The following is a 25,959-nucleotide window of genomic DNA, read 5'->3' on the forward strand; positions in this document are numbered from 1 at the left end:
CCGTGCTGACCACCGCGTGCGTGGCGCTGTCCTCTTCCCTGGCCTCGTTGGCCTTCGTCGCCGGCTACGGGCTCGCCCGTGCCCGGTGGCGCCTCCTGGCGCTGCCGGAGGGCCGTAGATCGGACGAGGCGACGTTCACCACGCTGCACATCGCCGCGATGGCCGCGCCCGCCCTGCGGACCGGGCTCAACCGCGACTCCGCCCGCAGGGCCGTACGGCACCTGCGCACGCTGCTGGGCACCCAGGCCGTCGCGATCACCTCGACCGAGGCCGCGCTGGCCTGGGAGGGGCCGTGCACCGACGACGTGCTCACCTACGCCCGGGCCACCCTGGCGGCGGGGCGGGCCCAGGTGTTCGCGGGCGAGCCGCACGGCGCGGTCGTGGTGCCGCTGACCGTGGACGGCACGGTCGTGGGCACGCTGGCGGCCTTCGACGACGAGGTGAGCGCCGCCCTCGTGCGCACCGTCACGGAGGTGGCCCGCTGGGTGTCGGGCCAGCTGGAGCTCGCCGACCTGGACGCCTCGCGGCAGCGCGCGCTGGAGGCGGAGATGCGCGCGCTGCGGGCGCAGATCTCGCCCCACTTCGTCTACAACGCGCTCACGACGATCGCCTCGTTCGTCCGGACGAACCCCAAGCGCGCCCGCGAGCTCCTGCTCGACTTCGCCGACTTCTCCCGCTACGCGCTGCGCCGGGCGCACGACTTCACGACCCTGGCCGACGAGCTGACCTGCGTCGACCGCTATCTCCTGCTGGAACGTGCCAGATTCGGCGACAAGCTGCGCTTCAGCATGCAGGTGGCGCCCGAGGTGCTGCCCGTGCCCGTGCCGTTCCTGTGCCTGCAGCCGCTGGTCGAGAACGCCATCAAGCACGGCATGCGCGGCCGGGGCGGCACCGGCGAGGTGCGGGTCGTGGTGCGCGACGCGGGCCCGGAGGCGCACATCACGGTCGAGGACGACGGCGCGGGCATGGACCCGGAGTGCGCGCGGCGGATGCTCGACGAGGACCCGGCCCGCGAGGGCAGCGGCATCGGGCTGGCCAACGTGGACCTGCGGATGCGCCAGATCTACGGCGACGGCTACGGGCTCGTCGTGGAGACGGCGCTGGGCGCGGGCACCAAGGTGAGGCTGCGGGTGCCCAAGACGACAGTTTGCTCATTGTAGTCAATTCATTACGGTGGGCTGGCGTGTCGCTTGTGACCTTTGCTTTCATACGGCAGCGTGGAGGACATGCTGAGAGTCCTGGCCGTCGACGACGAGGTGCCCGCTCTGGAGGAGCTCGCTTACCTGCTGCGCCAGGACGAACGGATCGAGCACGTCGCGACCGCCGCCGACGGCGTCACGGCGCTGCAGGACATGGTGCAGATGATCGGCGGGGGCGAGCGGCTCGACGGGGTGTTCCTCGACATCCGGATGCCCGGGCTCGACGGGCTCGACCTGGCCCGGCTGGTCGGCGGCTTCCCCAGCCCGCCCCGGCTGGTGTTCGTGACGGCGCACGAGGAGTGCGCGGTGCAGGCGTTCGAGCTGGAGGCCGTCGACTACCTGCTCAAGCCGGTCAGGGCCGAGCGCCTGGCCGAGGCCGTGCGCCGGCTGGAGGCCACCTCCCTGCCCGCGCCCGAGCCCGGCCAGGACGAGGTGATCCCCGTCGAGCTGGGCGGGCGCACCCGGTTCGTGCCGCAGCAGGCGGTCTGGTTCGCCGAGGCCAAGGGCGACTACGTGCGGCTGCACACCGCCGACGGCAGCTACCTCGTGCGCATGTCGCTGGCCGCGCTGGAGCGGCGCTGGTCGGACGCCGGGTTCATCCGCATCCACCGCAGCACGCTGGTCTCCGGGCGGCACGTCAGCGAGCTGCGCTTCGAGGGCGGGCGGGTGACGCTCACCGTCGGCACCGAGACGCTGCAGGTCAGCAGGCGGCACAGCCGGCAGGTGCGCGAGCAGCTCGTACGCCACCACCGGGGCGTGTTCTCATGACGGCGGAGCGGCGGGTGATCGTCTCCCGCAGGCCGGTCGCGCTCGGGCGCTCCCGCGACCGGTTCGACCCCGACGACGGCGGGCCCGACGTGCCGGCGATCGTGGGGCGGCAGTTACGGCAGGCGCTGCTGACCGTGGGCGCCGTGGCCGCGCTGCTGGCGGGCGTCCCGGTGATCGCCGTGTGGGTGCCCGCTCCCTGGGCCTGGTTCGCGCTCTCGCTGGCCGTGCAGGGGGCCTGGGTCGTGCTGGCCGTGCTGCAGCTGAGGCGCGCGGAGCGGCTGGAAAGGTGAACGGGCTGCGGCTGGGGCGGGCGGGGCGGCTGGAGAGATGAGCGGGCTGCGGCTGGGGCGGGCGGCGAGATGACCGTCGCGGTGCTGACCGGGATCGCCTTCGTGCTGGTTCTGGGCGTCATGGTGGGCTCCGCGCGACCGCGCCGCGCCAGCGGCGTCTCGGACTTCCACGTGGCGGCCAGGGCCGTTCCGCCGTGGTGGAACGGCGCCGCCATCGCCTCCGAGGTCACCTCGGGCGCGGCCTGCCTGGGCCTGGCCGGGCTCATCGCCACCCGGGGCGGGCCGATGGTGTGGTACCCGCTGGGGGCCACGGCCGGGTTCGTCGTCATCCTCGCCCTGGTCGTCGCCCCCTTGCGGCGCTCGGGGACGTACACGCTGGCCGACTTCGCCGAGTGGCGGCTGAGATCGGTCAGGCTGCGGCGCCCCGCCACGTTCCTCGTCCTGGTGATCGGGCTGGCGTTCATGGTCGCGCAGCTCCACGCGGCCGGGGCGGTGGTGCGGCTGCTGACCGGGCTCCCGCCGTGGCTCGGGTGGGCGGCCATCGCCTCGGCGGCGCTGGTCGTGGCCTGCGCGGGCGGGCTGGGGAGCGTGACGAGCGTGCAGGCGGCGCAGTTCTGGCTGAAGCTGGCCGTGTTCGCCGGGGTGGGGGCGGTGTGCTGGTGGGCGGCGGGGGCGCGGTCCGTCACCTGGTTCCAGGGGGCGTACCGGGCCGCCGAGCCGGGGCTGGCGGGGGTGGGCGACCCGTCGCTGCCCGGCGTGCTGACCGTGCTGGTGGCCTGCGCGCTGGGCACGATGGGGCTGCCGCACGTGATCGTCCGGGTCTACACCAACAGCGACGGGCGCGAGGCCAGGCGGTCGATCGTGGCGACGCAGGTCATGCTGGCGGTGTTCTGCGTCGTGCCGCCGCTGTACGGGCTCATGGGGCACGGGCACCCGCACCATGGCCCCCCGGACGAGATCGTGCTCCTGCTGCCCGCCAGGCTGCTCCCAGGACCCGTGGGCGACGCGCTCACCGGGGCGCTGGCCGCCGGGGCCTTCGCCGCCTTCCTGGCCACCACGACGGGCGTGCTGGTGGCGGTCGGGGGAGCGGTGTCGGCGTGCCTGGCCCGGGCCGGGGTCCGCGCCTTCCGCGCGGCCGTGTGCCTGGTGGCGCTGGCCGCGCTCGCCCTGACGGCGCTCACCGGGCCGCAGGTGTCGGTGGCGCTCGTCCTGCTCGGCTTCAGCCTCTCGGCGGCCACGCTCTGCCCGCTGCTGGTGCTCGGGATCTGGTGGCGGCGGCTGACGGACGCGGGGGTGGCGGCCGGGTTCGCGCTCGGCGGGGGCGTGACGGCGGTGCTGGTGGTCGAGGAGCAGGCGGGCGTGAAAATGGGCGTGCTCACGTCCAACCCCGCGCCGGTGGCGGTGCCGGTCGCGTTTGCCGCGATGGTGATGATTTCCCTGGTCACACCGGGTCGGTTGCCGCGCGGGGTGGGGCGGATGATGGCCAGGATGCACCTGCCGGAGCACCTCGCGGGCCCGGGGGACTACCGCTCGTCGCAGCACGGCGACCGCTCATCGTAACACCACTCTCCGTATAGCGATGACTACGGACCGTTCAACGAGCTGTCCGAAAACAGGGTATCGCCCGCAAGATCGCGACCGTAGTGTTTCGGCAACGGAAAGCCACTCCGGCGCATCGGGGGGGACGAGCCGGGGGGCTCACAACAGGCCTGATGCGCCGGCTTCACCGGTGACCGCGCAGGTCACCACGGCTGCCGGGCCCCCATCCGGGGGTGGGGCCCGCCACGCCGGTCACGTGAAGGGGCGCCTGCTGAGGCCCTCAGCCGGCCCCGCGATTCGGCCCTTCGGGGGCGGCCGGATCGCGCGAGCAGGCGCCCCTTTCACGACGAGGCGGCCGGGTCAGGAGTCGCGCAGCTTCTTCAGCAGGGCGATGTCCTCGGCGTGCTTGGGCGCCTTGCCCGGCGTCTCGATGCAGATCGGCACCCCCGCCACGGCCGGGTGGCGCAGGAGCTCGGCGAACGGCTGCGCGCCGATGTGGCCGGCCCCGATGTTCTCGTGCCGGTCCTTCTTGGCGCCGCACACGTCCTTGGAGTCGTTGGCGTGGATCAGCTTGAGCCGCCCGGGGGCGATCTCGTGCAGGGCGTCGAACGTCTCCTTCACCCCGCCCGGCGCCGCGAGGTCGTGGCCGGCGGCGAAGGCGTGGCAGGTGTCGAGGCAGATGCCGGCGCGCGGATGCCAGTCGAGCGCGGCCAGGTAGGGCTCGATGTCCTGGACGGTGGCGCAGAGCATGGCGCCCTGCCCCGCCATCGGCTCCAGCAGCAGGTCGGGCCCGCCGTCGGGGATCTCCTCCAGCAGCGGCAGCAGATTCTCCCGCACCTGGCGCAGCGCGTCGTCACGCGACTGGGTGACCGCCGAGCCCGTGTGCACCACGACCCCCTTGGCGCCGATCTCGGCGCCGCGCCGCAGCGTGTGGCGCACCAGGGCGATGGAGTTGGCCAGGGTCTCCGGGCTGGGCGAGCCGAAGTTGGCGAGATAGGGCACGTGGACGAACGCCTCGACGCCGGACTCGGCCAGCTTGGCGTCCTCCTCGGGCTTGCCCTCGGCGAGCGCCCAGGCGCGCGGGTTGGTCACGAAGACCTGGATCATCTCGGCGCCGATCTCGGCCATGTATTTCAGGCCGCCCGTCGCGAGGCCGCCCGCGACGAGCACGTGCCCGCCGATCAGGGATGTTGGGGTCATGATGGGTCTCAGTGTAGGCGTACGCCCCGACATCCCGGCGCGGCGCGGACCGGGCGCGTCGGGCCGCCGGTTGGACGATGACACGAAAAGTCCTGACCGCGGGGGCGGCCGGTTGGGAGTTCTCGTGGATGGACCGGGCACGAAGCGGGTGTGTGTACTTCTGACATGCCCGACACGCTGAGCGACTTCAACGCCAGGCCCCCGGCCGGCGCCGAGGAGGAGCTGCTGACCTGCTGCGCCTCGCGCGCCTTCGCCGCCAAGGTGGCGGCGCTGCGGCCGTACGACGATCTCGACGAGCTCGCCGCGACCGCCGAGGCGGCCGTCCGGGACCTGCGGTGGGACGACGTGCTGGAGGCGCTGCGGGCGCACCCGAGGATCGGGGAGCGGGCGGCGGGCGACGGCAGGGAGGCGTCGTGGTCGCGCCAGGAGCAGTCAGGGGTCGAGGACGAGGTGCGCGCGGCGCTGGCCGCGGGCAACAAGGCGTACGAGGACCGGTTCGGGCACGTCTACCTGGTCTGCGCCACCGGGCTCACCGGGACCGAGCTGCTGGCCAGGCTGCGCGAGCGGCTGGGCAACGACGAGGAGAGCGAGCGGGCGGCCGTGCGGGGCGAGCTGGCCGCGATCACCGCGCTGCGGCTGCGCAAGCTCATGAAGGAGGGGACATGAGCTTCTCGACGCACGTGCTGAACGCGGTCACCGGGCTGCCCGCGCGGGGCGTCCACGTCCGCCTGGAGCACGAGGGCCGGGTGGTGGCCGAGGGGCGCACCGACGACGACGGGCGCATCAAGGGCTGGAACCCGGGCGCCGGCGTCCACCGGGTCGTCTTCGACACCGGGGCCTACCTGGAGGAGACGTTCTACCCCGAGGTCGTCGTCACCTTCACGGTCGCCGACCCCGAACGGCACTACCACGTGCCCCTGCTGCTCAGCCCGTACGCCTACTCCACCTACCGAGGGAGCTAGATGTCCATCAGGCTCGGACCCAACCGCTACGGCAAGGCGGAGACCAGGCTCGTCCGCGTGGTCAAGGACGGCCCCGTCCACCACGTCAAGGACCTCAACGTCAGCACCTCCCTCTCCGGAGACATGGAGGCCGTCCACCTGACCGGCGACAACGCCGCCGTCCTGCCCACCGACACGCAGAAGAACACCGCGTACGCGCTGGCGAAGAAGCACGGCGTCGGCCAGATCGAGGAGTTCGCCCTCCTGCTGGCCAGGCACTTCGTGGACACGCAGCCGACCGTCCACCACGCCAGGGTCGAGATCGACGAGTACGCGTGGACCCGCCGCGGGCCGCACTCGTTCGTCCGCGACGGCGGCGAGGTGCGCACGTGCGTCGTCCACTGCGACCGGGACGGCCGCTCCACCGTGGTGTCCGGGCTCAAGGACCTCGTGCTGATGAACACGACCGGCTCGGAGTTCCACGGCTACATCGTGGACGAGTACACCACGCTGCCGCCCACCACCGACCGCGTCCTGGCCACCGCCGTCGCGGCGCGCTGGCGGCACGCGGGGGACACGCCCGCGTACGGCAAGTCGTACGAGCAGGTGCGGCAGTGCCTGCTGGACGCGTTCGCGGACACCCACAGCCTGTCGCTCCAGCAGACCCTCTACGCCATGGGCGAGCGCGCCCTGAACACCTGTCCCGAGATCTGCGAGATCCGGCTCGCGATGCCGAACAGGCACCACTTCGCCGTGGACCTGTCGCCGTTCGGCCTGGACAACGACAACGAGGTCTTCCACGCCGCCGACCGCCCTTACGGCCTGATCGAGGGCAGCGTGCTGCGGGATGACGCACCCGGCGCCGGATTCGCCTGGGAGCAGGAGACGAGTAGCTGACATGGACTTCTTGCGACCCACGACGTGGGACGAGGCGCTGGCCGCCAAGGCGGACCGGCCCGACGCGGTGCCCATCCAGGGCGGCACCGACGTCATGGTGGAGATCAACATGGACGTGCGCAGGCCCGCGGCCCTGCTCGACCTCAACCAGGTGGCCGAGCTGCGGGAGTGGGCCATGGTGGGCGGCATGTGCCGGGTGGGGGCCGCGGTGCCGTACGCGCGGATCATCGAGGAGCTGGCCGGGCCGCTGCCGGGGCTCGCCCAGGCCGCGCGAACGGTCGGTTCGCCGCAGATCCGCAACCGCGGCTCCGTCGGCGGCAACCTCGGCGCGGCCTCGCCCGCCGGCGACAGCCACCCGCCGCTGCTGGCGGCCGGGGCGGTGGTCGAGGCGGAGTCGCGCGAGCGCGGCGTCAGGATGATCCCGGCGGACGAGTTCTACCTGGGGGTCAAGCGCAGCGCGCTGGAGCCGGACGAGCTGATCAGGGCCGTCCACGTCAGGCCCGCGACCGGGCCCCAATACTTCTCCAAGGTCGGCACGCGCAACGCCATGGTGATCGCGGTGTGCTCGTTCGCGATCGCGCTGCATCCCGGCGAGCGGCGGGTCGGCACGGGGATCGGCTCCGCGGCGCCCACGCCGCGCCGGGCGCTGGAGGCGGAGGAGCTGCTGGCCCGCGAGCTGGACTGGACGGCGCCGCTCGATCCGGCGCTGACCAGGCGATTCGGCGAGCTGTGCGCGGCGGCCGCGGCGCCGATCGACGACGTACGGGGCAAGGCCGCCTACCGGGTGCACGCCATCGGCGTGATGGCCCGCCGCACGCTGGCCTGGGCCTGGAACGACCATCTGGGAAAGAGGGCCGCCTGATGCGCGTCACCTTCACCGTCAACGGCCGGGAAGAGATCGCCGACGACGTCTGGGAAGGCGAGAGCCTCCTGTACGTGCTGCGCGAGCGCGTCGGGCTCCCCGGCTCCAAGAACGCCTGCGAGCAGGGCGAATGCGGCTCCTGCACGGTCTATCTTGACGGCGTGCCGGTCTGCGCCTGCCTGGTCGCCGCCGGGCAGGCCGAGGGGCGCCAGGTGCGCACCGTCGAGGGGCTGGCCGAGGGGGACCGGCTGGATCCGGTCCAGGAGGCGTTCGTGGAGTGCGGGGCCGTGCAGTGCGGGTTCTGCACGCCGGGGCTGCTGGTGCAGGCGCACGACCTGATCGCGCGGGTGGAGCGGCCCTCCGACGCGGAGATCAGGGAGGCGCTGGCCGGGAACCTGTGCCGGTGCACGGGCTACGAGAAGATCATCGAAGCCGTACGGCTGGCGGCTTCGCGGAAGGCGGCCGCCGAGTGAGCCTGCTCATCGAGAACGTCCACATCGCCCCGGTCGCCGGCCCCGAGATCAAATCCGGATATATCAGGATCGAGGGGGACCGGATCGCGGAGCTCGGCCCCGGCCCCGCGCCCGCCGCGGCCGGCGACTCGAACAGGATCGACGGCACCGGCTGCCTGGCCACCCCCGGCCTGGTCAACACCCACCACCACCTCTACCAGTGGGCCTCGCAGGGCCTGGCCCAGGACGCGACGCTGTTCGAGTGGCTGGTCGCGCTCTACCAGGTGTGGGCCGCCATGGACGCCGAAGTGGTCAACGGCGCGGCCACGGCGGGCCTCGGCTGGCTGGCGCTGTCGGGCTGCACCACCTCCAGCGACCACCACTACATCTTCCCCAAGGGCAGGGGCGACCTGTTCGCGGCCGAGATCGAGGCCGCCCGCGAGGTGGGCATCCGCTTCCATCCCGCCCGCGGCTCGATGGACCGGGGCGAGTCGCAGGGCGGCCTGCCGCCGGACGTCGTGGTCGAGGAGCTGGAGGAGATCCTGGCCGCCACGTCGGAGGCCGTGGACGCCTACCACGACCCGTCCTTCTCCTCGATGTTGCGGATCGCGGTCGCGCCGTGCTCGCCGTTCTCCTCCAGCGCCGAGCTGATGACCCAGTCCGCCGCCCTGGCCAGGGCCAAGGGCGTACGCCTGCACACGCACGTCGCCGAGACCTCCGACGAGGACGAGCACTGCCTGGCCCAGTTCGGGCTGCGGCCCGTGGACTACATGGAGAAGCTGGGCTGGCTGGGGCCCGACGTGTGGTTCGCGCACTCCGTGCACCTGAGCGACGACGACATCGGCAAGCTCGCCGCCACCGGCACGGGCTCGGCGCACTGCCCCTCCTCGAACGGCCGGCTCGGCGCCGGCATCGCCCGCGTCTCCGAGATGCTGCGCCGCGGCGCGAACGTGGGCCTCGGCGTGGACGGCAGCGCCTCCTCCGAGCTGACGCCGCTCGTGGGGGAGCTGCGGCAGGCCCTGCTGTTCCAGCGCGCCAGGTACGGCCCCCAGGCGCTCACGGCCCGCCAGGCCCTCGAGATCGCCACGCTCGGCGGGGCCCGCAACCTCGGCCGCGAGAACGAGCTCGGCACCCTCGAACCCGGCAAGCTGGCCGACCTGGCCCTGTGGCGCGTCGACGGCCCCTTCACCTCGGCGGTGGCCGACCCGGTCTGCGCGCTCGTCTTCGGCCCCCCGCCGCCGCTGGCGCGGGTGCTGGTCGGCGGCCGGGTCGTGGTCGAGGACGGCGAGCTGCGGACCGTCCCCCAGGACGCCGCCGGGCGCGCGGGCGCCGAGGCCCACCGCCGGCTGATGCGGCTGGCGGACGAACGCGGCCTCACCGCGGCCAAGGAGCTCCACCATTGACCGGGAGACTAGGGTGGGAACGTCCCGAACGAGCAGGAAGGCGGTCCCGTGCCCGAGGAACTCCCCGACGAGCGGCTGGCGCAGCTCAAGAGCACTTTCGCGTCGATCGACACCGACGGCGACGGCTACATCAGCGAGGCCGAGCTGAAGCGGCACTTCCCGGGCCTCCCGGCGGAGGCGCTGGGGGCGATGAGCCAGGCCGCCGACTCCGACCAGGACGGCCGCTACTCGCTGGAGGAGTTCATCCGCACGGTCTCCTGACCTTCCCGGGCCACCTGGCGCGGCCGCGCCGGACAGCCGGCCGCGCCGCCCCCCGGTCAGGCCGGCGGGCCGGTGTGGTCCTCCTCGAAGATGTCGGCGGCCGACCGGACGATGAGCGGGTCCGGGGTGCCGACCACCTCCTCGTCCTTGTTGTCGTAGTCGAACAGGCTCAGCACGTGGCGCATGGCCTCCACCCGGCCGCGCTTCTTGTCGTTGCTCTTGATGACCGTCCAGGGCGCCTCGGCGATGTCGGTGTGGAGGAACATCTCCTCCTTGGCGACGGTGTAGTCGTCCCACTTGTCGAGCGAGGCCAGGTCCATCGGCGACAGCTTCCACTGCCTCACGGGGTCGACCTGGCGGATGATGAAGCGGGTGCGCTGCTCGGATCGCGTCACCGAGAACCAGAGCTTGATCAGATGGATGCCGTCGCGTACCAGGGCCTGCTCGAACTGTGGCGCCTGCTGCATGAACTCGCGGCACTGGTCCTTGGTGCAGAAGCCCATCACGCGCTCGACCCCGGCCCGGTTGTACCAGGAGCGGTCGAACAGGACGATCTCCCCGGCGGCGGGCAGGTGGGCGATGTAGCGCTGGAAGTACCACTGGGTGCGCTCGCGCTCCGACGGCTTCTCCAGCGCGACCACCGTGGCGCCGCGGGGGTTGAGATGCTCCATGAAACGCTTGATGGTGCCGCCCTTGCCGGCCGCGTCCCGGCCCTCGAACAGGATGACCAGCCGCTCCCCGTTCGCCTTGACCCAGTACTGCAGCTTGAGCAGCTCGATCTGCAGCAGCCGCTTGACGCGGTCGTACTCCTGCCGCTCCATCCGCTCGGCATACGGATAGTGCTCGCGCCAGGTGTCGACCCGGCTGCCGTCAGGCTGCAGCAGCACAGGGTCGTCATCGTCGCTGTCGTCCACGATCAGGCCCGGTGTCGAATCCAGCAGGCGAACCTGCTCCGCCTCCGGAACGGCAATCCGCTTCACGCCCACCGCCTCGTCGTCTTCGCCTCGCATCAGCCTCCCGTACCCACCGAGCCATCAGGGGAACGGTTCGGGGCGATCAGGTGAATGACGTACAGCGTCACCAGCGGTGCACCGGTGTGGTTCCTTGGAGACACCGATGTCAGGATGATGAGTCACGCCTTCCTGCCCGCTCGCACCGGGCAGGAAGGCGTGTCAGAACATTGTTCACCATCCTGTAGGGGTTCGTAGTGGTTCAGCAGGTTCTGGTCGCCCCCGACAAGTTCAAGGGGTCGCTGACGGCGGCCGAGGTGGCCGCCCGGGTCTCGGCCGGGCTCGGCGTGCCCACGGTGGAGCTGCCGGTGGCCGACGGCGGCGACGGCACCGTGGACGCGGCCGTGGCCGGCGGGTTCAGCCGGGTCACGATCGAGGTCACCGGGCCCACCGGCGAGCGGATCTCCGCCTCGTACGCCTGGCAGGACACCGGCGCGACGGCGGTGGTGGAGCTGGCGGAGGCGTCGGGGCTGCGCCGCCTCCCCGGCGGGCACGAGCCGCTGACCGCCACCAGCCACGGCACGGGCGAGCTGATCGCGGACGCCGTGCGCAGGGGCGCCAAGCGCGTGGTCCTGGGGCTGGGCGGGAGCGCCTGCACCGACGGGGGAGCGGGCATGGCGCAGGCGCTCGGCGCGCGCCTGCTGGACGCCGACGGCGAGGACCTCCCCCGGGGCGGGGCCGCGCTGAAGGGGCTCGCCCGGATCGACCTGTCGGGGTTCGTGGACGTCTCCGGCGTGGAGTTCGTGGTGGCCAGCGACGTGGACAACCCGCTCCTCGGCCCGCACGGCGCCGCTGCCGTCTACGGGCCCCAGAAGGGCGCCACCCCGGACGACGTCAGGACGCTGGAGGCCGGCCTGGCCCGGCTGGCCGCCGTCGCCACTGCCACCCACGGGCTGATGGGCGCCGTCGAGCACGACGACACGCCGCGCGCGATGGGCGTGGCGGGCGCGCCCGGAGCGGGGGCGGCCGGCGGGGTGGGCTTCGCCGCGCTGGCGTTCCTGCACGCCGAGATCCGGCCCGGCATCGGCTACCTGCTCGACCTGCTCGGGTTCGGCGAGCTGGTCAAGGACGCGCGGCTGGTGATCACGGGCGAGGGGTCGCTGGACGAGCAGTCCCTGCGCGGCAAGGCGCCCGTCGGGGTGGCGCGGGCCGCGGCCGAGGCGGGCGTCCCCGTGGTGGCCGTCTGCGGGCGCCGCACGCTCACCGACGACGAGCTGCGGGCCGCCGGCATCGAGGCCGCCTACGCCCTCACCGACCTCGAACCTGACCCCGAGCGCTGCATGGCCGAGGCCGGGCCCCTGCTCGAACGGCTGGCCGCGCGGCTGGCCGCCGTCCATCTCCAAGGGGAGTAGATGATCGATCTGGTGATCCGATCCCGCCGTACCGTCACCCCCGAGGGGGAGCGGGCGGCGGCGGTGGCCGTGCGGGGCGAGAAGATCGCGGGCCTGTACGACTACGCCGCCCCGCTCGACGCCGCCGAGGACATCGACCTGCGCGACCTGGCCCTGCTCCCCGGCCTGGTCGACACCCACGTGCACGTCAACGAGCCGGGGCGGACGCACTGGGAGGGGTTCGCCTCGGCGACCAGGGCGGCCGCCGCCGGAGGCGTCACCACGATCCTCGACATGCCGCTCAACTCCCTGCCGCCCACCGTGAACGTGGCCGCCTTCGAGGCCAAGCTGCGGGCCGCCGAGGGGCAGTGCCACGTGGACGTGGGCTTCTGGGGCGGGGCCGTGCCGGGCAACGTCAAGGACCTCGCGCCCCTGCGCGAGCGCGGGGTCTACGGGTTCAAGTGCTTCATGTCGCCGTCGGGGGTGGAGGAGTTCCCGCCGCTCGGCGACTCCGAGCTGCGGGAGGCGCTGGCCGAGGTGGCCGCGGTCGGCGGGGTGATGGTGGTGCACGCCGAGGACCCGGCGCTGCTCGGGGAGCCGGGCGGGCCGACGTACCGGGAGTTCCTGGAGTCGCGGCCGGGGGAGTCGGAGCGCAGCGCCGTCGAGCGGGTGGTGCGGCTCGCGGCGCAGGCAGGCGCCCGGGTGCACATCCTGCACGTCTCCAGCGCCTCCTGCCTGGAGGTGCTGGAGCCGGCGCAGGCCGAGGGGGTGGCGGTCACGGCGGAGACGTGCCCCCACTACCTGACGCTGGCGGCCGAGCAGGTGCCCGAGGGGGCGACCGCGTACAAGTGCTGCCCGCCCATCCGCTCCGAGGCCAACCGCGACCTGCTGTGGGACGGGCTGGCCAGGGGGGTGCTGAGCTGCGTCGTGTCCGACCACTCGCCCTCGCCCGCCGACCTCAAGGTGCCCGACTTCGCCGCCGCCTGGGGCGGCATCGCCTCGCTCCAGCTCGGGCTGCCCGCGGTCTGGACGGAGGCGTCGCGGAGGGGGTACGGGCTGGGGGACGTGGTGCGCTGGATGTCGGCCAATCCGGCGGCGATGGCCGCCATTTCTGGAAAAGGCGGGATAAAGCCGGGTAATGATGCTGATCTGGTGGCATTTGACCCGGCCGCGGACAACCCCGTGGACGCCGCGCGCCTGCACCACAAGAACCCGGTCACCCCGTACCACGGCCGCGTGCTCAAGGGCGCCGTACTGACCACGTGGCTGCGCGGGCGGCCCGTGGACGACGTGCCGCACGGACGATTCCTGTTGGGAGAGCAGTAGATTTGCCAGGCTTCAGCACCCTGCCGGACCTCGCCCTGCGCACGCTCGGCGGCTCGGTCGTGGCGGCCAGCGACGAGTCGTTCGCGGAGAAGGAGAGCCTGATCCGGCCGGGCCGGCCCGGCTTCCAGGCCGAGACGTTCGGGAACAAGGGGCAGGTCTACGACGGGTGGGAGACCCGGCGGCGCCGCTCGCCCGGCCACGACTGGGCCCTGGTACGGCTCGGCGTCCCCGGCGTGATCCGCGGCGTGGTGATCGACACGGCCTGGTTCAAGGGCAACTACCCGCCCCACGCCTGCGTCGAGGCGGCCTCGGTCGAGGGCCACCCCTCCCCGGCCGACCTCGAGGCCGCCGCGTGGACGGAGATCGTGCCCCGGGCCGAGCTCACGGGCGACAGCGAGCACCACTTCGCCGTCACCGACGAGCGCCGGTTCACCCACGTACGGCTGAACATCTTCCCCGACGGCGGCGTCGCCCGCCTCCGGGTGCACGGGGAGGCCCGGCCCGACCTGTCCGTGTACGACGGGCTCGGCCTCGACCTGGCCGCGCTCGCGAACGGCGCCCTGGTCACCGCCTGCTCCAACGAGTTCTACTCGGCCCCCAACAACGCCATCGCCCCCGGCCTGGCCCGCCACCAGGCGGAGGGCTGGGAGACCGCCCGCCGCCGCGGCGACGGGAACGACTGGCTCGTCATCCGGCTGGCCGGGCGCGGGGTGATCAGGCTGGCCGAGATCGACACCACGAACCTGCTGTTCAACGCGCCGGGCGCGGTCTCGCTGACCGGCCTGGACGGCGACCGGGAGGTGGAGCTGCTCCCGCGGACCCGCCTGCAGCCCGACACCCCGCACCGCTTCCGCCTCGCCCACCCGGAACCGGTCACGCACGTACGGGTGGACATCTACCCGGACGGCGGCCTCGCCCGCGTCCGCCTCCACGGCCACCTCACCACCCCCTGACCACCCCACGCCCGGCCCGCGCGGCGTCGCGCCGATCACCGCTTCACCGTCCGCGCAGCGGCAGCCCCTCCCCACCGGCGGGGCTTTCGGCGGCGTGCGATCGTCCTCGTCTCCCGAAGGGACCGCAACCCCGACCCAGGGGCGGCGCTGACGTCGGGGAGGGCGGAGAGGGCGTCGCGCCGATCACCGCCCGCGGGGGCCTCACTGCCAGAGGACGACCGTGCTCCCCTGCGGCCGCTCGCTGTTCGGCAACGGCCGCTGGAACTGCACCACTCCGCGGTTGCCCAGCCGCCGCACCGCCACCTTGAACCCCAGGGCCTCCAACTCGGCCTTGGCGTCCTTGACCTCCTTGCCGATCACCGCAGGCACCAGGGCGAACTGCTGGTCGTCGCGGGCCTCGTCGTCCCTGTCGCCGTTGAGCCAGTCCCAGAAGTCCGTCTGGCACCGCGCCACCGTCACCATGACCGGCGCGCCCTTGTCCACCTCGGACTTCGCCTTGGGCGTCTGCGCGATGACCGTGCACGGCTCGGCGTCGTCGTCCACCTCGTTGACCTGCACCTGGAAGCCCAGCCCGCCGAGATACTGGGCGGCCTCGTCCTTGGGCATGCTGTTGACGTCGGGCATCACCAGGCCGGCGCTGACGTAGATGTCGATCTTGGCGCCCTCCCGCACCTTCTCGCCGACCTGTGGCGAGGTGCGGATGACCTTGTCGCGCTCGACCTCCTGGTTGGCCAGCCGCTTGACGACGCCCACGGTCAGCCCGGCGTCGGCGATCTTGGCCCGGGCCTGGTCGCCGGTCATGCCCTCGGTGTTGGGCACGATGACGCGCTTGGGCCCGAGCGAGGGCACCAGCGTGATCGTGGTGCCCTTCTCCACCTCGGTGGTGGCCGCCGGCTCGGTGCTGAGGACCAGGCCCGCGGCCATCTTCTCGCTGTTGACGCCGTCGGCCTCCTGGACCTTGAAACCGGCCGCGGCGGCGCTGCTCTTGGCCAGCGCCAGGTTCTTGCCGACCAGGTCGGGGACGGTGACCATCTCGGGCTGCGCGAAGTACCAGCCGGTCAGCCCGACCGCGACCACCATCACCCCGGCGAGCACCACCAGGAACCAGTTGGGCTTGAACCCCGCCCGCCGCCGCGACGGCGGCACCTCCGTCCGCGGCTGGATCATGGTGTGGGCGGGGGCGGGCTGGGGCATCGAGGTGGCGCCGGAGGCGTTGAAGACCTGCGTCTGGGCGTGGGGGGCCGGCGGGGTGGTCAGGCGCGGCAGCATCCGGTGCGCGTCGACGGCGGCCACGAGCATCGCGGTCGCGTCGGCGGGGCGCTGGTCCGGCTCGCGGGCCGTCGCCTGGGCCACCAGCGTGTCGATCAGCGGCGGCACGTCGGGGACGAGCGACGACGGGGCGGGCACGGTGTCGTGGACGTGCCGGTAGGCGACCGACATGGGCGTCGCGCCGTCGTACGGCTGCTGCCCGGTGACCAGCTCGAACAGCATGATGCCCGCGGCGTAGACGTCGCTGCGCACGTCGGCGGCGCCGGTGGTGACCTGCTCGGGCGCCATGTAGCCGATCGTGCCGATCATCACGCCGGTGCGGGTCTGGTTGGTGGCCTCGATGGCCCGGGCCAGGCCGAAGTCGACGACCTTGACCCGGCCGTCGTCGGTCATCAGGACGTTTTCCGGCTTCACGTCGCGGTGGACCATCCCGGCCTGGTGGGCCGCGCCGAGGGCGGCGAGCACCGGGATCATGATCTCGAGCGCCTCGCGGGCGGGGAGCCTGCCGCGCTCGCGCAGGATGTCGCGCAGCGTCTTGCCGGGCACGTACTCCATCGACAGGTAGACGACGTCGTTGTCGGTGCCCTGGTCGAAGACGTGCACCACGTTGGGATGGGAGAGGCGGGCAACCGACTTGGCCTCGCCGATGAACCTGCGCACGAACGACGGGTCCTCGGCCAGCGAGCGGTGCATGACCTTCAGCGCCACCGTCCGGTCCAGGCGGACGTCCAGCGCGAGGTAGACGGTCGCCATACCGCCCCGGGCGATCCGGCTCTCGATGCGATAGCGCCCATCGAGGAGCCGCCCGACCAGGGGGTCCGCAGTCGTCGTATCCACCCCGCTGAGTTTACGGGCGTTTTGCCACTGGGAGGGCCTCGCCGCCCGAAACCGATGCTGAGACGTTCCCGTTGGAACGTCCCAGCTCCCCACGCGTCACTGGGGTCAGCGAGTCACCGGCACCCGGGCCCGGGAGTCACCGGCTCTCGGGCCCGGCCCGGCACCCGGGTCCTGCCCGGCGCTCGCGTCAGGGGGTCATCGGCGAGGAGGCCTCGGCGTAGCGCCGGCGCGGGATGCGGCCCGCCAGCCGCGCCAGCCGTCCCGCCTCCACGGCCTGCTTCATGGCGACCGCCATGAGCTCGGGCCGCTGCGCCCTGGTGACCGCCGTGGCCAGCATCACGGCGGCGCAGCCCAGCTCCATCGCCAGCGCGGCGTCGCTGGCCGTGCCGATGCCCGCGTCGAGCACCACCGGCACGGACACGGCCTCCACGATCAGCTCGATGCTGTGCGGGTTGCGGATGCCGAGGCCCGAGCCGATCGGCCCGCCCAGCGGCATGACGGCCGAGCAGCCCGCCTGCTCCAGCCGCCGGGCCAGCGCGGGGTCGTCCCCGATGTACGGCAGCACCACGAACCCGTCGGCCACCAGTCGCTCGGCCGCGTCGAACGTCTCGATCGGGTCGGGCAGCAGGGTCCGCTCGTCGGCGATGACCTCGACCTTGATCCAGTTCGTGCCGAGGGCCTCCCTGGCCAGCCGTGCCGTCAGCACGGCCTCGCCCGCCGTGAAGCAGCCCGCCGTGTTGGGGAGCACCTTGATGTCCCGCTTGCGCAGCACGTCGAGGACCGAGCCGCGGGCGCTCGGGTCGAGCCGCCGGATCGCCACCGTGGTCAGCTCGGTGCCGGACGCGGCCAGCGCCTGGTCGAGCACCTCCAGCGAGGGCGCTCCGCCGGTGCCCATGATGAGCCGGGAGGAGAAGCTCTCCCCGGCGATGATCAGATCATCCACCTTGCACCGCCGTCAGAACCTCCACCCGGTCACGGTCGCTGAGCGCCGTCGTCTCCCACGAGCTCCGCGTGACCACCTCGTCGTTGACGGCCACGGCCACCCCGGTGGTGGCCGTGGTCAATGTGCGTACGGCCTGCGCCACGGTCATGCCGTCGGCCACCTCGTGCGAGGCCCCGTTGATCATCACAATCATGAAATATCCCGAAACCTTCCGGGCGAGCACATTGCCGCGAGCTCGCCCTCTTCGCCCAGCAGGATGTCCGCCGTGAGCGGCGCCAGGAGCACGCCGCCCCGATGGTGACCGGTGGCCAGCGCCAGCCCCGGGGTGCCGCTCGGGCCGATGAGCGGCAGGTTGTCCGGCGTGCCCGGCCGCAGCCCGGCCACCACCTCGGAGACCTCCAGCTCGGTGACGCCCGGCACCAGCTCCCTGGCGTCGCGCAGCAGCTCGTAGAGCCCGCCCGCGGTCACCCTGGTGTCGAAGCCCATCTCCTCCTGTGTGGCCCCGACCACCAGCTCGCCGTCGCCTCGGGGGACGAGGTAGACCGGCGTGCCGTGCACGGTGCCGCGGACGCACCGGGTGAGCAGCGGCTGCGGGGAACGCAAGCGCATGATCTGCCCCTTGACCGGCCGGACCGGCACCTCGGCCAGCCCGGCGCTCCACGCCCCGGCCGCCAGGATCACCCGCTCCGCCCGCAGCTCGGCCGGCCGGCCGTCGCCGCCGGGCGGCTCCAGGCGTACCCCTGTGACCTGGCCGCCGTCGCGCAGCAGCTCGCCGGCGCGCGCCCGTACGAGCTGGACTCCCCGCCGGTCGAGCGCGGCCAGCAGCGCCGCCGTCACGCGGCGCGGGTCCACCCAGGAGTCGCCGGCGGCCAGCAGCCCGCCCCGCACCGAGGGGGCCAGCATGGGCTCCAGCCGGCGGCACTCGCGGCCGGTCAGCCGCTGGACGGGCAGCTCCAGCCTCTCCAGGTACGCGGCCAGCTCGTCCAGCGCGGCCAGGTCGTCCGCCGCGAACGCCACGTCGAGCGTCCCCTCGGAGCGCAGGTCCAGGGCCTCGGGCCCGGGCAGCCCCGCGTCGGCGGCCAGCTCGGCGGCGAAGGCGGGCCAGCGGCGCAGCGACGCCACGCCGAGCCGCAGCAGTGGCACCTCCGTGTAGGTGACCTCGCTGACCGGCGCCAGCATCCCCGCCGCCGCGTGGGAGGCCCCCGAGGCGGGGGCCGGGTCCACCAGGGTGACGGGCCGCCCTTCGCGGGCCAGCCGCCAGGCCAGGGACAGGCCGACGACCCCGCCGCCCACGATCACATCCATCCGCGCTCCCTTCGCCGGCATGATCCGGATCAGGTGTCTTGCGGTCGAAGGCCCGATGGCAGCCTTCCTCTCAGCCCGGTCACGGCCGGACTCCCGCGCGTCTTACGCCCCCAGCCTACGGCCTCGCTGCGACGCGCGGACACCGGCCCACGTTAGGGTCATGAACGTGAACGAAGTCGTGGTGGTGGGAGCGGGCCTGGCCGGAGTGCGCACCGTGGAGGCCCTGCGCGGACGGGGGTTCGGCGGGCGGATCACGCTGGTCGGGGAGGAGCGGCATCGCCCCTACGACCGTCCACCCCTGTCGAAGGCGGTGCTGTTCGGCGACGCCGACACCAGTTACGTGGACACCGACCTGACCGCGCTCGACGTGGAGTTCCAGCCGGGGGTCAGCGCCAAGGCGCTGCGCGAGGGGGTCGTGGAGACCACCGAGGGCGAGCTCCGCTACGACGGGCTGGTCATCGCCACCGGCGCCGAGCCGATCAGGCTGCCCGGCGACGGCCCGCAACACGTGCTGCGCACGCTCGACGACGCCCACGAGCTCAGGGCGATGCTCGTCCCCGGCGCCCGCGTCGTGATCATCGGCGCCGGCTGGATCGGCGCGGAGGTGGCCACCGCCGCCCGCCGCGCCGGGTGCGCGGTGACCGTGATCGAGGCCGGCCCGGCGCCGCTCGCGACGGCCGTCGGCGCCGAGATCGGAGCCCGTACCGAGCGCTGGTACGACGGCATCGACCTGCGGCTCGACACCATGGTCGACTCCGTGGACGAGGGCGGCGTGCGGCTGGTGGGCGGCGAGTTCGTGGACGCCCACGTGGTGGTCACGGGCATCGGCGTGCGCCCGGCGGTCGAATGGCTCACCGGCGCCGACATCGACCTCCACAACGGCGTGGTCGTGGACGAACACCTGCGCGCCTCCCTCCCCAACACGGTCGCCGTCGGCGACTGCGCCGCCTGGTGGTCGCGCCGCTGGCAGACCAGGCTCAGGGTCGAGCACTGGGACACCGCGCTCAACGCCCCCGAGGTGGCCGCCGCGAGCCTGCTGGGCGATGACGTCGCGTACGATCCCGTTCCGTACTTCTGGTCGGAGCAGTTCGGGCATATGGTGCAATATGCCGGTCATCATTTGGCAGGGGAGCGCCTGATCTACCGGGGCGAGCCGGAGGGCAAGTGGTCGGCCGTCTGGCTCACGGCCGACGACGTCCTCGCCGCGGTGCTCGCCGTGGACCGGCCGCGGGACCTCGTCCAGGGGCGCAGAATCATCGACGCGGGACACCGTCTCGACGCGGAACGCCTGGTAGATCCAGAAGTTTCTCTACGGGATTGTGTTGTTTGAGCAAGCACGGCATGTGGTAGTTGTGGTTTCGTGACGCTTTCTGTTGCACAGATCGACCGGGAGACCGACCAGCTCGTCGACGAGTGGCTCACGCTCCCCGAAGTGGCCTCGCGCCTCGACCTTTCGATCGGGCGGGCCAAGCAACTCCTCAAGGACCACAAGCTGCTCGGTGTTCGCCGGGGGAGCGGCGGGCCACAGGTGCCCGCGGTGTTCCTCGATGGAAAGGATGTGATGAAGGGCCTGCCCGGCACGCTGACCGTGTTGCTGGACGCCGGCTACGACGATGTCGAGTCGCTGCGCTGGCTCTTCACCCCAGACGAGTCCCTGCCCGGATCGCCCATCGAGGCGATCAGGGCCGGCCGTCATACCGAGGTCAAGCGGCGTGCCCAAGCCCTCGGTTTCTGAAGCCCGCCTCTATCTCTGCACCGACGGTCGCCGCGACCGCGGCGACCTGGCGGAGTTCCTCGACTCGGTGCTGGCCGGCGGCGTGGACATCATCCAGCTGCGGGAGAAGGGCCTGGAGGCCCGCGAAGAACTCGCGCTCCTCGAAGTCTTCCGCGACGCCTGCGACCGGCACGGCAAACTGCTGGCCGTCAACGACCGGGCGGACATCGCCTACGCCGCCCGGCCCGACGTGCTCCACCTGGGGCAGGACGACCTTCCTGTGACGGTCGCGCGAGAGATACTCGGCGACGACATCGTCATCGGACGGTCCACCCACTCCGTGGCCGAGGCTTCCGCCGCGGCAGCGGAGCCGGGCGTCGACTACTTCTGCTGCGGCCCCATCTGGCCCACGCCCACCAAGCCCGGCCGCCCGGCCCCCGGTCCGCCGCTGCTCCGGCACGCGGCCGCGCTGGAGACCTCGCGGCCGTGGTTCGGGATCGGCGGCATCGACCTCGCGAACCTGGACGAGGTGATGTCGTACGGCGTGCGCCGCGTGGTGGTCGTACGCGCGATCACGGAGGCGGAGGATCCGGGCGCGGCGGCGGCGGAGTTCGCCAAGCGCCTGTCCTCCGCCTGACCGACCAGAGCCCCTGACCGACGAGGCGCCCGCCGCCACACGGGCGCCTCCGAGCCTGGGAGGCGGGGCGGGGTCAGGTCTTGCGGGAGGTGGCGGCGATGGCCAGCTCCGTCAGAGCCGCGCGGGCCTCCACCGTGATCGGCGCCTCGTCGAGCGCGGACAGCGCGTCCCCCAGATAGTCGCCGATCAGGTCCTCGCACTCCTGCAGCGCGCCCGTCTCGTCGATGATCTGCCGCAGCGTCTCCACCCCGCGCTCGTCCAGCCCGGGATCCCCCAGCAGCCGCCGCACGGTCTGCGCCGCACCCGAGGACGCGGCCGCCAGCGTGCGGGCCACGAGCATCGTCCGCTTGCCCTCCCGCAGGTCGTCGCCCGCGGGCTTGCCCGTCTGCGCCGGGTCGCCGAACACCCCCAGGATGTCGTCACGCAGCTGGAACGCGATCCCCACCCGGGTGCCGTAGCCCGTGCACAGCTCGTCCATCCAGGGCGCGAGCTTGCCGCCGGCGAGCACCAGCCCGAGCCGGAGCGGCTGCTCCACCGAGTACTTGCCGCTCTTGAACAGCGCCACCCGCAGCGCCGACTCGAACGTGTTCTCGCCGTGCGCCTGCTCCAGCAGGTCGAGGTACTGGCCGCACATCAGCTCCGTACGCATGTGGTCGTGCACGGGCTGGGCCGCCGCCAGGGACTCGGGCGGCAGGCCGCTGGTGCGCCACATCTCGCCCGACCAGATCAGCAGCAGGTTGCCCAGCAGGATCGCCGCGCCCTCGCCGAACTGCTCCGCGGACCCGTACCAGGCGGACTTCTCGTGCAGCGCCTGGAACCGGCGGTGCGCGGACGGCATGCCCCTGCGCAGGTCGCTCTTGTCCATCACGTCGTCGTGCACCAGCGCGCTGGCCTGCAGCAGCTCCAGCGAGGCCGCCGCGGTGAAGATGGCGGGCACGTCCGTGCCGCCCGCGCCGCGCCAGCCCCAGTAGCAGAACGCCGGACGCAGCCGCTTGCCGCCGGCCAGCAACTCGTCGGCGGCCGTGCGCAGCGGCTCCAGCTCGGGATCACCGGAGGCGGGCAGCTGTCGTTCGACGAACTCTCCGAGGGCACGCTCCACCTGTGTGCGCAGGGTGTCCATGCCAACGGCGTCAGTGGTCATGCCTTGAGACTAGTGGCCGCACGCGGGGGATCGGATGGGTAGGTGTCCCAACAGGGGTATCTGGGGTGAGGTGGGCGGTGATGCGCCGCTCGTGCCGGTGACATGGGTGTGGCGGCAGGGGTGACACGGCCGTGACCTTGGGCGGGCGAGGTCCCTGTAACCTTGGGACATGGCGCTTGGTCGACCCTCCATCCTGCCCGATCGTGTTCCCACCGTCCGCGACATGCTCGCCGCCGGTGGCCGGTCGTTCTCCTTCGAGTTCTTCCCGCCGAAGACCGACGAGGGAGAGCGGCAGCTCTGGAAGGCGATCAGGGAGCTGGAGTCGCTGCGGCCGACGTTCGTGTCGGTGACCTACGGCGCGGGCGGCTCCACGCGCGACCGCACGGTCGACATCGTCGAGCGGATCGCCCACGACACGACGCTCACGCCCGTGGCGCACTTCACGGCGGTCAACCACTCGATCCGCGAGCTGCGTCACCTGGTGGGGCGCTTCGCCGACGCCGGGGTGCGCAACATCCTGGCCGTCCGCGGCGACCCCCCTGGCGACCCGACGGCCGAGTGGGTGCAGCACCCCGAAGGCGTGCTCTACGCCGAGGAGCTGGTGCGGCTGATCAGGCAGTCGGGCGACTTCTGCGTCGGCGTCGCCGCCTTCCCGTACAAGCACCCGCGCTCGCCGTCCATCGAGGCCGACACCGAGTTCTTCGTGCGCAAGTGCGAGGCGGGGGCCGACTACGCGATCACCCAGATGTTCTTCCGCGCGGACGACTACCTGCGGCTGCGCGACCGGGTGGCGGCCAGGGGGTGCGACACGCCGATCATCCCGTGCATCATGCCGGTGACGCAGATGAGCACGATCGCGCGCTCGGAGCAGCTGTCGGGGGCGCCGTTCCCGGCGGAGGTGGCGGCCCGCTTCGAGGAGGTCGCGGACGACCCGGCGGCGGTGCGGCGGCTGGGCATCGAGCACGGGGCCGAGCTGTGCCGGCGGCTGCTCGACGAGGGCGCGCCGGGCATCCACTTCATCACCTTCAACCGCTCCAGCGCCTCGCGCGAGGTGTTCGAACGCCTTGATGCGGTGCCGCTTTCCGCCTGAGCCCCATTTCAAATCCTCTTTTTTACGGCGGAGCACGGGCGGCGCCACCCGCCGTACGTGGCTGATGGCCTCCAGGGAGACGCCCGCTGACCCGCACGGGGTCAGCCGCCGCAACGGCGCAATGTGGGCTTTTCGGGGGGTTCAAAGCGTTGACCCTGGCGGTCGGCAAGATCGCTCGGCATCGGTACGCCAACGCCGACCATCCACCGCCCGCATGGCGCCGATCCCGTTCCCGCCGCCCGTATTGCGCCGACCACCTCCTCGCCGCACCGGCGCTGGAGGGGCTTTGCTGGGCCGTACGGCGGGTGGGAGGAGCGCCGGGCGGGGTCTCACGGTGTGGTGGTTTGGGGCCCGTCACCCGCCCGCAGGGGGACCGGGCGGGTGACGGGCAGGGGACGATAGACGGTTAGTAAAGGGATGGCTACCTTGCGTAATTGATGGTGCCCCAAGTAATCGGCAGACAAACCCAACAGTCACGGGGCCATCAGGGACGTGATGCTCACGTCAAGGGCAGGGGGCGGCCCATGATGGCGTAGTCCTCGTAGCCGCCCGGGAAGACGAACCTCGTGAGCAGGTCCTGGAAGCCCATGCTGGCGTAGAGGTGGCGGGCGGCCGTGGGCTGGTCGTGGGTGGACAGGACGGCCGAGCGTTCGGGGCGGCCCGCGCAGAGGGTGCGGATCATGGCGCGGCCGATGCCCTTGCCCTGGAAGTCGGGGTGGACGTGGATCTCGGCCAGCTCCAGCGCGTAGCCCAGCCAGGCGTTGGCGGCCTCGTGGCCGAGCCGGTCGGTCAGGGCGCGGAAGACCACGTCGTGCCACCACTGCCCGGGGGTGCCGCGGAAGCCGTAGGCGAAGCCGACGGTGAGGGGCACGGAAAGGGACGGATCGCGCAATTCTGCGAAATAACACTGGAAATGGGGATATGTCCCGTGATTTCGCATGATGGTTTTGCGGCCGTTGATCTGGTCCACGGGCGGGTTCATGGCAGCCGTGTAGATGTCGATCACCGTGTCCAGCCGCTCGACGAACTCGGCCGGCCCCGCCCCGCGAAACTCGATCACCCGTCGCACACTACTCGACGTCCACCGCCGTGCCCCCGGTGATCCGCACGAGCTCGTCGAACGTCGTCGGGAACACGGTCAGCGGATGCCCTCCGGCCGCCCACACCACCTCGTGCTTGCTCAGCCAGTTGTCCACCAGGGTCCGCACGGGCGCCGGGTGCCCGACCGGGGCCACGCCGCCGATGGGCTGGCCGGTCGCCGCCCTCACGAACTCCGGCGTCGCCCGGCGTACCTTCGCCACCCCCACCGTGCGGGCGATCAGCTCCACGTCCACGCGGTGCGCCCCGCTGGTCAGCACGAGCAGCGGCGCGCCGTCCGCGTCGAAGATCAGGCTGTTGGCGATGGCCCCGACCTCGCACCCCAGCTGGGCCGCTGCGGTCGCCGCCGTGGGCGCCTTCTCGGGCAGGACGATGACCTCGCCGTCCGCCCCCAGTTCGCGCAGAGCGGATTGAACGACGACCGCATTGGACGGCAACTTCTCAGACATGGACACACTCTAAACAGGTTGACCGCTTCATTACCGAATGATGATGATCGGTATAGGGTCGGCTGATCCGTTTGTTCTTGGTATGAGAGGTGGTACGGGTGGGGGCTCGACGGCTGCCCGGAGTGGCTGCTCTCCTGACGGCAGGCGCCGTCGCACTCTCGGGCTGCGGCACGCATGGATCGCATCGTTCGGCGGCGTCCATGAGGGCGACGTCCCCGGCCGCCACACATACCTCCGCGGGAGCCCGCTCCGGGCCCGCCGCCACCACCCGCGAGACGGTCACCGCGCCGCGCAAGACACTCCGGCTCGGCGCCTCGGGCAAGGCCGTCCAGTGGCTGCAGCGGCGCCTGGCCCAGCTCGGCTACCGCCCCGGCAAGGCCGACGGCCGGTACGGGGGCGCGACGCTGGCGGCCGTGTGGGCGTTCCAGAAGGTGAACGGCATCAAGCCGACCAGCACCGTCGCCAGGCGCACGTGGGACGCCCTGGAGACCCCCAGGTCGCCGCAGGTCCTGGTCAGTAACGGCAAGCCGACCCGCGCCGAGGTCAACCTCACCAAGCAGATCATGGTCCTGTACGTGGACGGCGAGGTGAAGCTGATCACCCACGTGTCCTCCGGCAGCGGCGTCCCCTACTGCGAGACCGCCTCGTGGCAGGGCAAGCAGCAGCGGTTCTGCGGCTCGGCCACCACGCCGACGGGCGACTACAGGACGACGTGGCGCGCCCGCGGCTGGCACAGGTCCTACCTGGGGCAGCTCTACAACCCGATCTTCTTCAACGGCGGCATCGCCTTCCACGGCGCGCTGTCGGTGCCGCTCTATCCGGCTTCGCACGGGTGCGTGCGCATGCCGATGAACGTGGCCGAGGTCCTGCCCGGGATGCTGGGCAAGGGCGTGCCGGTGCACGTCCGGGGCAGGTTCAAGCGTCTCTGAGACGCCTGTGAGAGCGCCAGCCGCGCCGCGGGTGGTGGCATAACGCCCGCATAACCGGAAACGGTGACGGGCCGGTTATGGGGCTTTTGCTGGACTCCCTCCTGACTTTCTTGGG

At 72.5% G+C, this 25,959-nt stretch carries 28 protein-coding genes and 1 riboswitch; of the genes, 19 read left to right on the forward strand and 9 right to left on the reverse strand.

The features are described from left to right. Window positions 1-2 precede the first annotated feature (2 nt). The 4 genes from HD596_RS31775 to HD596_RS31790 all read left to right on the forward strand — a co-directional run bounded on the left by HD596_RS31775 (window position 3) and on the right by HD596_RS31790 (window position 3,817). Complete coding sequence (locus tag HD596_RS31775; protein WP_313045281.1) at window positions 3-1,160, forward strand: sensor histidine kinase; 1,158 nt, start codon at window positions 3-5, stop codon at window positions 1,158-1,160. 66 nt (window positions 1,161-1,226) lie between these two features. Beyond that, complete coding sequence (locus tag HD596_RS31780) at window positions 1,227-1,967, forward strand: LytR/AlgR family response regulator transcription factor (RefSeq protein ID WP_185072934.1); 741 nt, start codon at window positions 1,227-1,229, stop codon at window positions 1,965-1,967. Then, window positions 1,964-2,257 (forward strand): hypothetical protein, encoded by a 294-nt coding sequence (locus HD596_RS31785; RefSeq protein WP_185072935.1) that lies wholly within the window; start codon window positions 1,964-1,966, stop codon window positions 2,255-2,257. The genes HD596_RS31780 and HD596_RS31785 overlap by 4 nt, the downstream gene beginning before the upstream one ends. A 69-nt stretch (window positions 2,258-2,326) precedes the next feature. Next, entirely contained in the window at window positions 2,327-3,817 is a 1,491-nt protein-coding gene (locus HD596_RS31790; protein WP_185072936.1) for a sodium:solute symporter family transporter, read from the forward strand. Window positions 3,818-4,156: 339 nt separating this feature from the next. Here HD596_RS31790 and HD596_RS31795 read toward each other — a convergent pair whose 3' ends face one another. Further along, window positions 4,157-4,996: a deoxyribonuclease IV gene (locus HD596_RS31795; protein ID WP_185072937.1), complete on the reverse strand. Its 840-nt coding sequence runs from the start codon at window positions 4,994-4,996 to the stop codon at window positions 4,157-4,159. A 165-nt stretch (window positions 4,997-5,161) separates the two neighbouring features. On the opposite strand from HD596_RS31795, the gene uraD reads away from it, so the two are divergent. From uraD to HD596_RS31830, 7 genes are read left to right on the forward strand one after another with little or no spacing between them, the layout of a single operon-like run. Beyond that, complete coding sequence (gene uraD, locus HD596_RS31800) at window positions 5,162-5,662, forward strand: 2-oxo-4-hydroxy-4-carboxy-5-ureidoimidazoline decarboxylase (RefSeq protein ID WP_185072938.1); 501 nt, start codon at window positions 5,162-5,164, stop codon at window positions 5,660-5,662. Next, window positions 5,659-5,958 (forward strand): hydroxyisourate hydrolase, encoded by a 300-nt coding sequence (uraH, locus tag HD596_RS31805; protein ID WP_185072939.1) that lies wholly within the window; start codon window positions 5,659-5,661, stop codon window positions 5,956-5,958. Before uraD ends, uraH begins: the two co-directional genes overlap by 4 nt. Continuing rightward, on the forward strand, window positions 5,959-6,834 hold the full coding sequence (pucL, locus tag HD596_RS31810) for a factor-independent urate hydroxylase (RefSeq protein ID WP_185072940.1): 876 nt from the start codon (window positions 5,959-5,961) through the stop codon (window positions 6,832-6,834). It abuts the gene before it with no gap. Between the two features lies 1 nt (window position 6,835). Continuing rightward, complete coding sequence (locus HD596_RS31815) at window positions 6,836-7,696, forward strand: FAD binding domain-containing protein (protein ID WP_185072941.1); 861 nt, start codon at window positions 6,836-6,838, stop codon at window positions 7,694-7,696. Then, window positions 7,696-8,169, forward strand: coding sequence for a (2Fe-2S)-binding protein (locus HD596_RS31820; RefSeq protein ID WP_185072942.1), 474 nt, complete (start codon window positions 7,696-7,698; stop codon window positions 8,167-8,169). The genes HD596_RS31815 and HD596_RS31820 overlap by 1 nt, the downstream gene beginning before the upstream one ends. Beyond that, window positions 8,166-9,551 (forward strand): 8-oxoguanine deaminase, encoded by a 1,386-nt coding sequence (locus tag HD596_RS31825; protein WP_185072943.1) that lies wholly within the window; start codon window positions 8,166-8,168, stop codon window positions 9,549-9,551. The genes HD596_RS31820 and HD596_RS31825 overlap by 4 nt, the downstream gene beginning before the upstream one ends. A 48-nt stretch (window positions 9,552-9,599) precedes the next feature. Next, entirely contained in the window at window positions 9,600-9,812 is a 213-nt protein-coding gene (locus tag HD596_RS31830; protein WP_185072944.1) for an EF-hand domain-containing protein, read from the forward strand. 56 nt (window positions 9,813-9,868) lie between these two features. Here the strand turns inward: HD596_RS31830 and ppk2 are convergent, their stop codons facing one another. Then, entirely contained in the window at window positions 9,869-10,822 is a 954-nt protein-coding gene (ppk2, locus tag HD596_RS31835; protein ID WP_185072945.1) for a polyphosphate kinase 2, read from the reverse strand. Between the two features lie 197 nt (window positions 10,823-11,019). Between ppk2 and HD596_RS31840 the strand changes: the two genes are divergently transcribed. The 3 genes from HD596_RS31840 to alc are packed head-to-tail and all read left to right on the forward strand — an operon-like array spanning window position 11,020 to window position 14,432. Further along, complete coding sequence (locus tag HD596_RS31840; protein ID WP_185072946.1) at window positions 11,020-12,174, forward strand: glycerate kinase; 1,155 nt, start codon at window positions 11,020-11,022, stop codon at window positions 12,172-12,174. Continuing rightward, complete coding sequence (allB, locus tag HD596_RS31845) at window positions 12,175-13,479, forward strand: allantoinase AllB (RefSeq protein ID WP_185072947.1); 1,305 nt, start codon at window positions 12,175-12,177, stop codon at window positions 13,477-13,479. Between the two features lie 2 nt (window positions 13,480-13,481). Beyond that, entirely contained in the window at window positions 13,482-14,432 is a 951-nt protein-coding gene (alc, locus tag HD596_RS31850) for an allantoicase (RefSeq protein WP_185072948.1), read from the forward strand. A gap of 201 nt (window positions 14,433-14,633) precedes the next feature. Here alc and pknB read toward each other — a convergent pair whose 3' ends face one another. The 4 genes from pknB to thiO form a co-directional block, all read right to left on the reverse strand. After that, window positions 14,634-16,538, reverse strand: a complete 1,905-nt coding sequence (gene pknB, locus HD596_RS31855; RefSeq protein ID WP_313045286.1) for a Stk1 family PASTA domain-containing Ser/Thr kinase — start codon at window positions 16,536-16,538, stop codon at window positions 14,634-14,636. Window positions 16,539-16,725: 187 nt separating this feature from the next. After that, window positions 16,726-17,481: a thiazole synthase gene (locus HD596_RS31860; RefSeq protein WP_185072949.1), complete on the reverse strand. Its 756-nt coding sequence runs from the start codon at window positions 17,479-17,481 to the stop codon at window positions 16,726-16,728. Continuing rightward, entirely contained in the window at window positions 17,474-17,674 is a 201-nt protein-coding gene (gene thiS, locus HD596_RS31865) for a sulfur carrier protein ThiS (protein WP_185072950.1), read from the reverse strand. The genes HD596_RS31860 and thiS overlap by 8 nt, the downstream gene beginning before the upstream one ends. Then, the gene (gene thiO / locus HD596_RS31870) at window positions 17,671-18,786 is read right to left on the reverse strand and encodes a glycine oxidase ThiO (RefSeq protein WP_185072951.1); all 1,116 of its coding nucleotides are present in this window, start codon (window positions 18,784-18,786) and stop codon (window positions 17,671-17,673) included. Before thiO ends, thiS begins: the two co-directional genes overlap by 4 nt. Next, a riboswitch (TPP riboswitch) is annotated at window positions 18,776-18,893 on the reverse strand. It overlaps the preceding gene by 11 nt. Before the next feature lie 53 nt (window positions 18,894-18,946). Between thiO and HD596_RS31875 the strand changes: the two genes are divergently transcribed. The 3 genes from HD596_RS31875 to thiE are packed head-to-tail and all read left to right on the forward strand — an operon-like array spanning window position 18,947 to window position 21,137. Beyond that, complete coding sequence (locus HD596_RS31875; protein WP_185072952.1) at window positions 18,947-20,116, forward strand: NAD(P)/FAD-dependent oxidoreductase; 1,170 nt, start codon at window positions 18,947-18,949, stop codon at window positions 20,114-20,116. A 30-nt stretch (window positions 20,117-20,146) separates the two neighbouring features. Continuing rightward, a complete protein-coding gene (locus tag HD596_RS62285; protein ID WP_185072953.1) occupies window positions 20,147-20,521 on the forward strand; it encodes an Rv2175c family DNA-binding protein in 375 nt (124 codons plus the stop codon). Beyond that, entirely contained in the window at window positions 20,499-21,137 is a 639-nt protein-coding gene (gene thiE, locus HD596_RS31885; RefSeq protein ID WP_185072954.1) for a thiamine phosphate synthase, read from the forward strand. The genes HD596_RS62285 and thiE overlap by 23 nt, the downstream gene beginning before the upstream one ends. 73 nt (window positions 21,138-21,210) lie before the next feature. Here thiE and HD596_RS31890 read toward each other — a convergent pair whose 3' ends face one another. Beyond that, complete coding sequence (locus HD596_RS31890; protein WP_185072955.1) at window positions 21,211-22,278, reverse strand: polyprenyl synthetase family protein; 1,068 nt, start codon at window positions 22,276-22,278, stop codon at window positions 21,211-21,213. Window positions 22,279-22,447: 169 nt separating this feature from the next. Between HD596_RS31890 and metF the strand changes: the two genes are divergently transcribed. After that, window positions 22,448-23,368, forward strand: coding sequence for a methylenetetrahydrofolate reductase [NAD(P)H] (gene metF, locus HD596_RS31895; RefSeq protein ID WP_185072956.1), 921 nt, complete (start codon window positions 22,448-22,450; stop codon window positions 23,366-23,368). Between the two features lie 499 nt (window positions 23,369-23,867). Here metF and HD596_RS31900 read toward each other — a convergent pair whose 3' ends face one another. Both HD596_RS31900 and HD596_RS31905 read right to left on the reverse strand, forming a co-directional pair. Continuing rightward, window positions 23,868-24,428: a GNAT family N-acetyltransferase gene (locus tag HD596_RS31900; protein ID WP_185072957.1), complete on the reverse strand. Its 561-nt coding sequence runs from the start codon at window positions 24,426-24,428 to the stop codon at window positions 23,868-23,870. Between the two features lie 10 nt (window positions 24,429-24,438). After that, a complete protein-coding gene (locus HD596_RS31905; RefSeq protein WP_185072958.1) occupies window positions 24,439-24,915 on the reverse strand; it encodes a YbaK/EbsC family protein in 477 nt (158 codons plus the stop codon). 200 nt (window positions 24,916-25,115) lie between these two features. Here HD596_RS31905 and HD596_RS31910 point away from each other — a divergent pair, with 200 nt between their 5' ends. Beyond that, complete coding sequence (locus tag HD596_RS31910; RefSeq protein WP_185072959.1) at window positions 25,116-25,844, forward strand: L,D-transpeptidase family protein; 729 nt, start codon at window positions 25,116-25,118, stop codon at window positions 25,842-25,844. The last annotated feature ends 115 nt before the right edge of the window (window positions 25,845-25,959 follow it).

Origin of the sequence: Nonomuraea jabiensis (assembly GCF_014204795.1) — a bacterium.
Taxonomy (GTDB): domain Bacteria; phylum Actinomycetota; class Actinomycetes; order Streptosporangiales; family Streptosporangiaceae; genus Nonomuraea; species Nonomuraea jabiensis.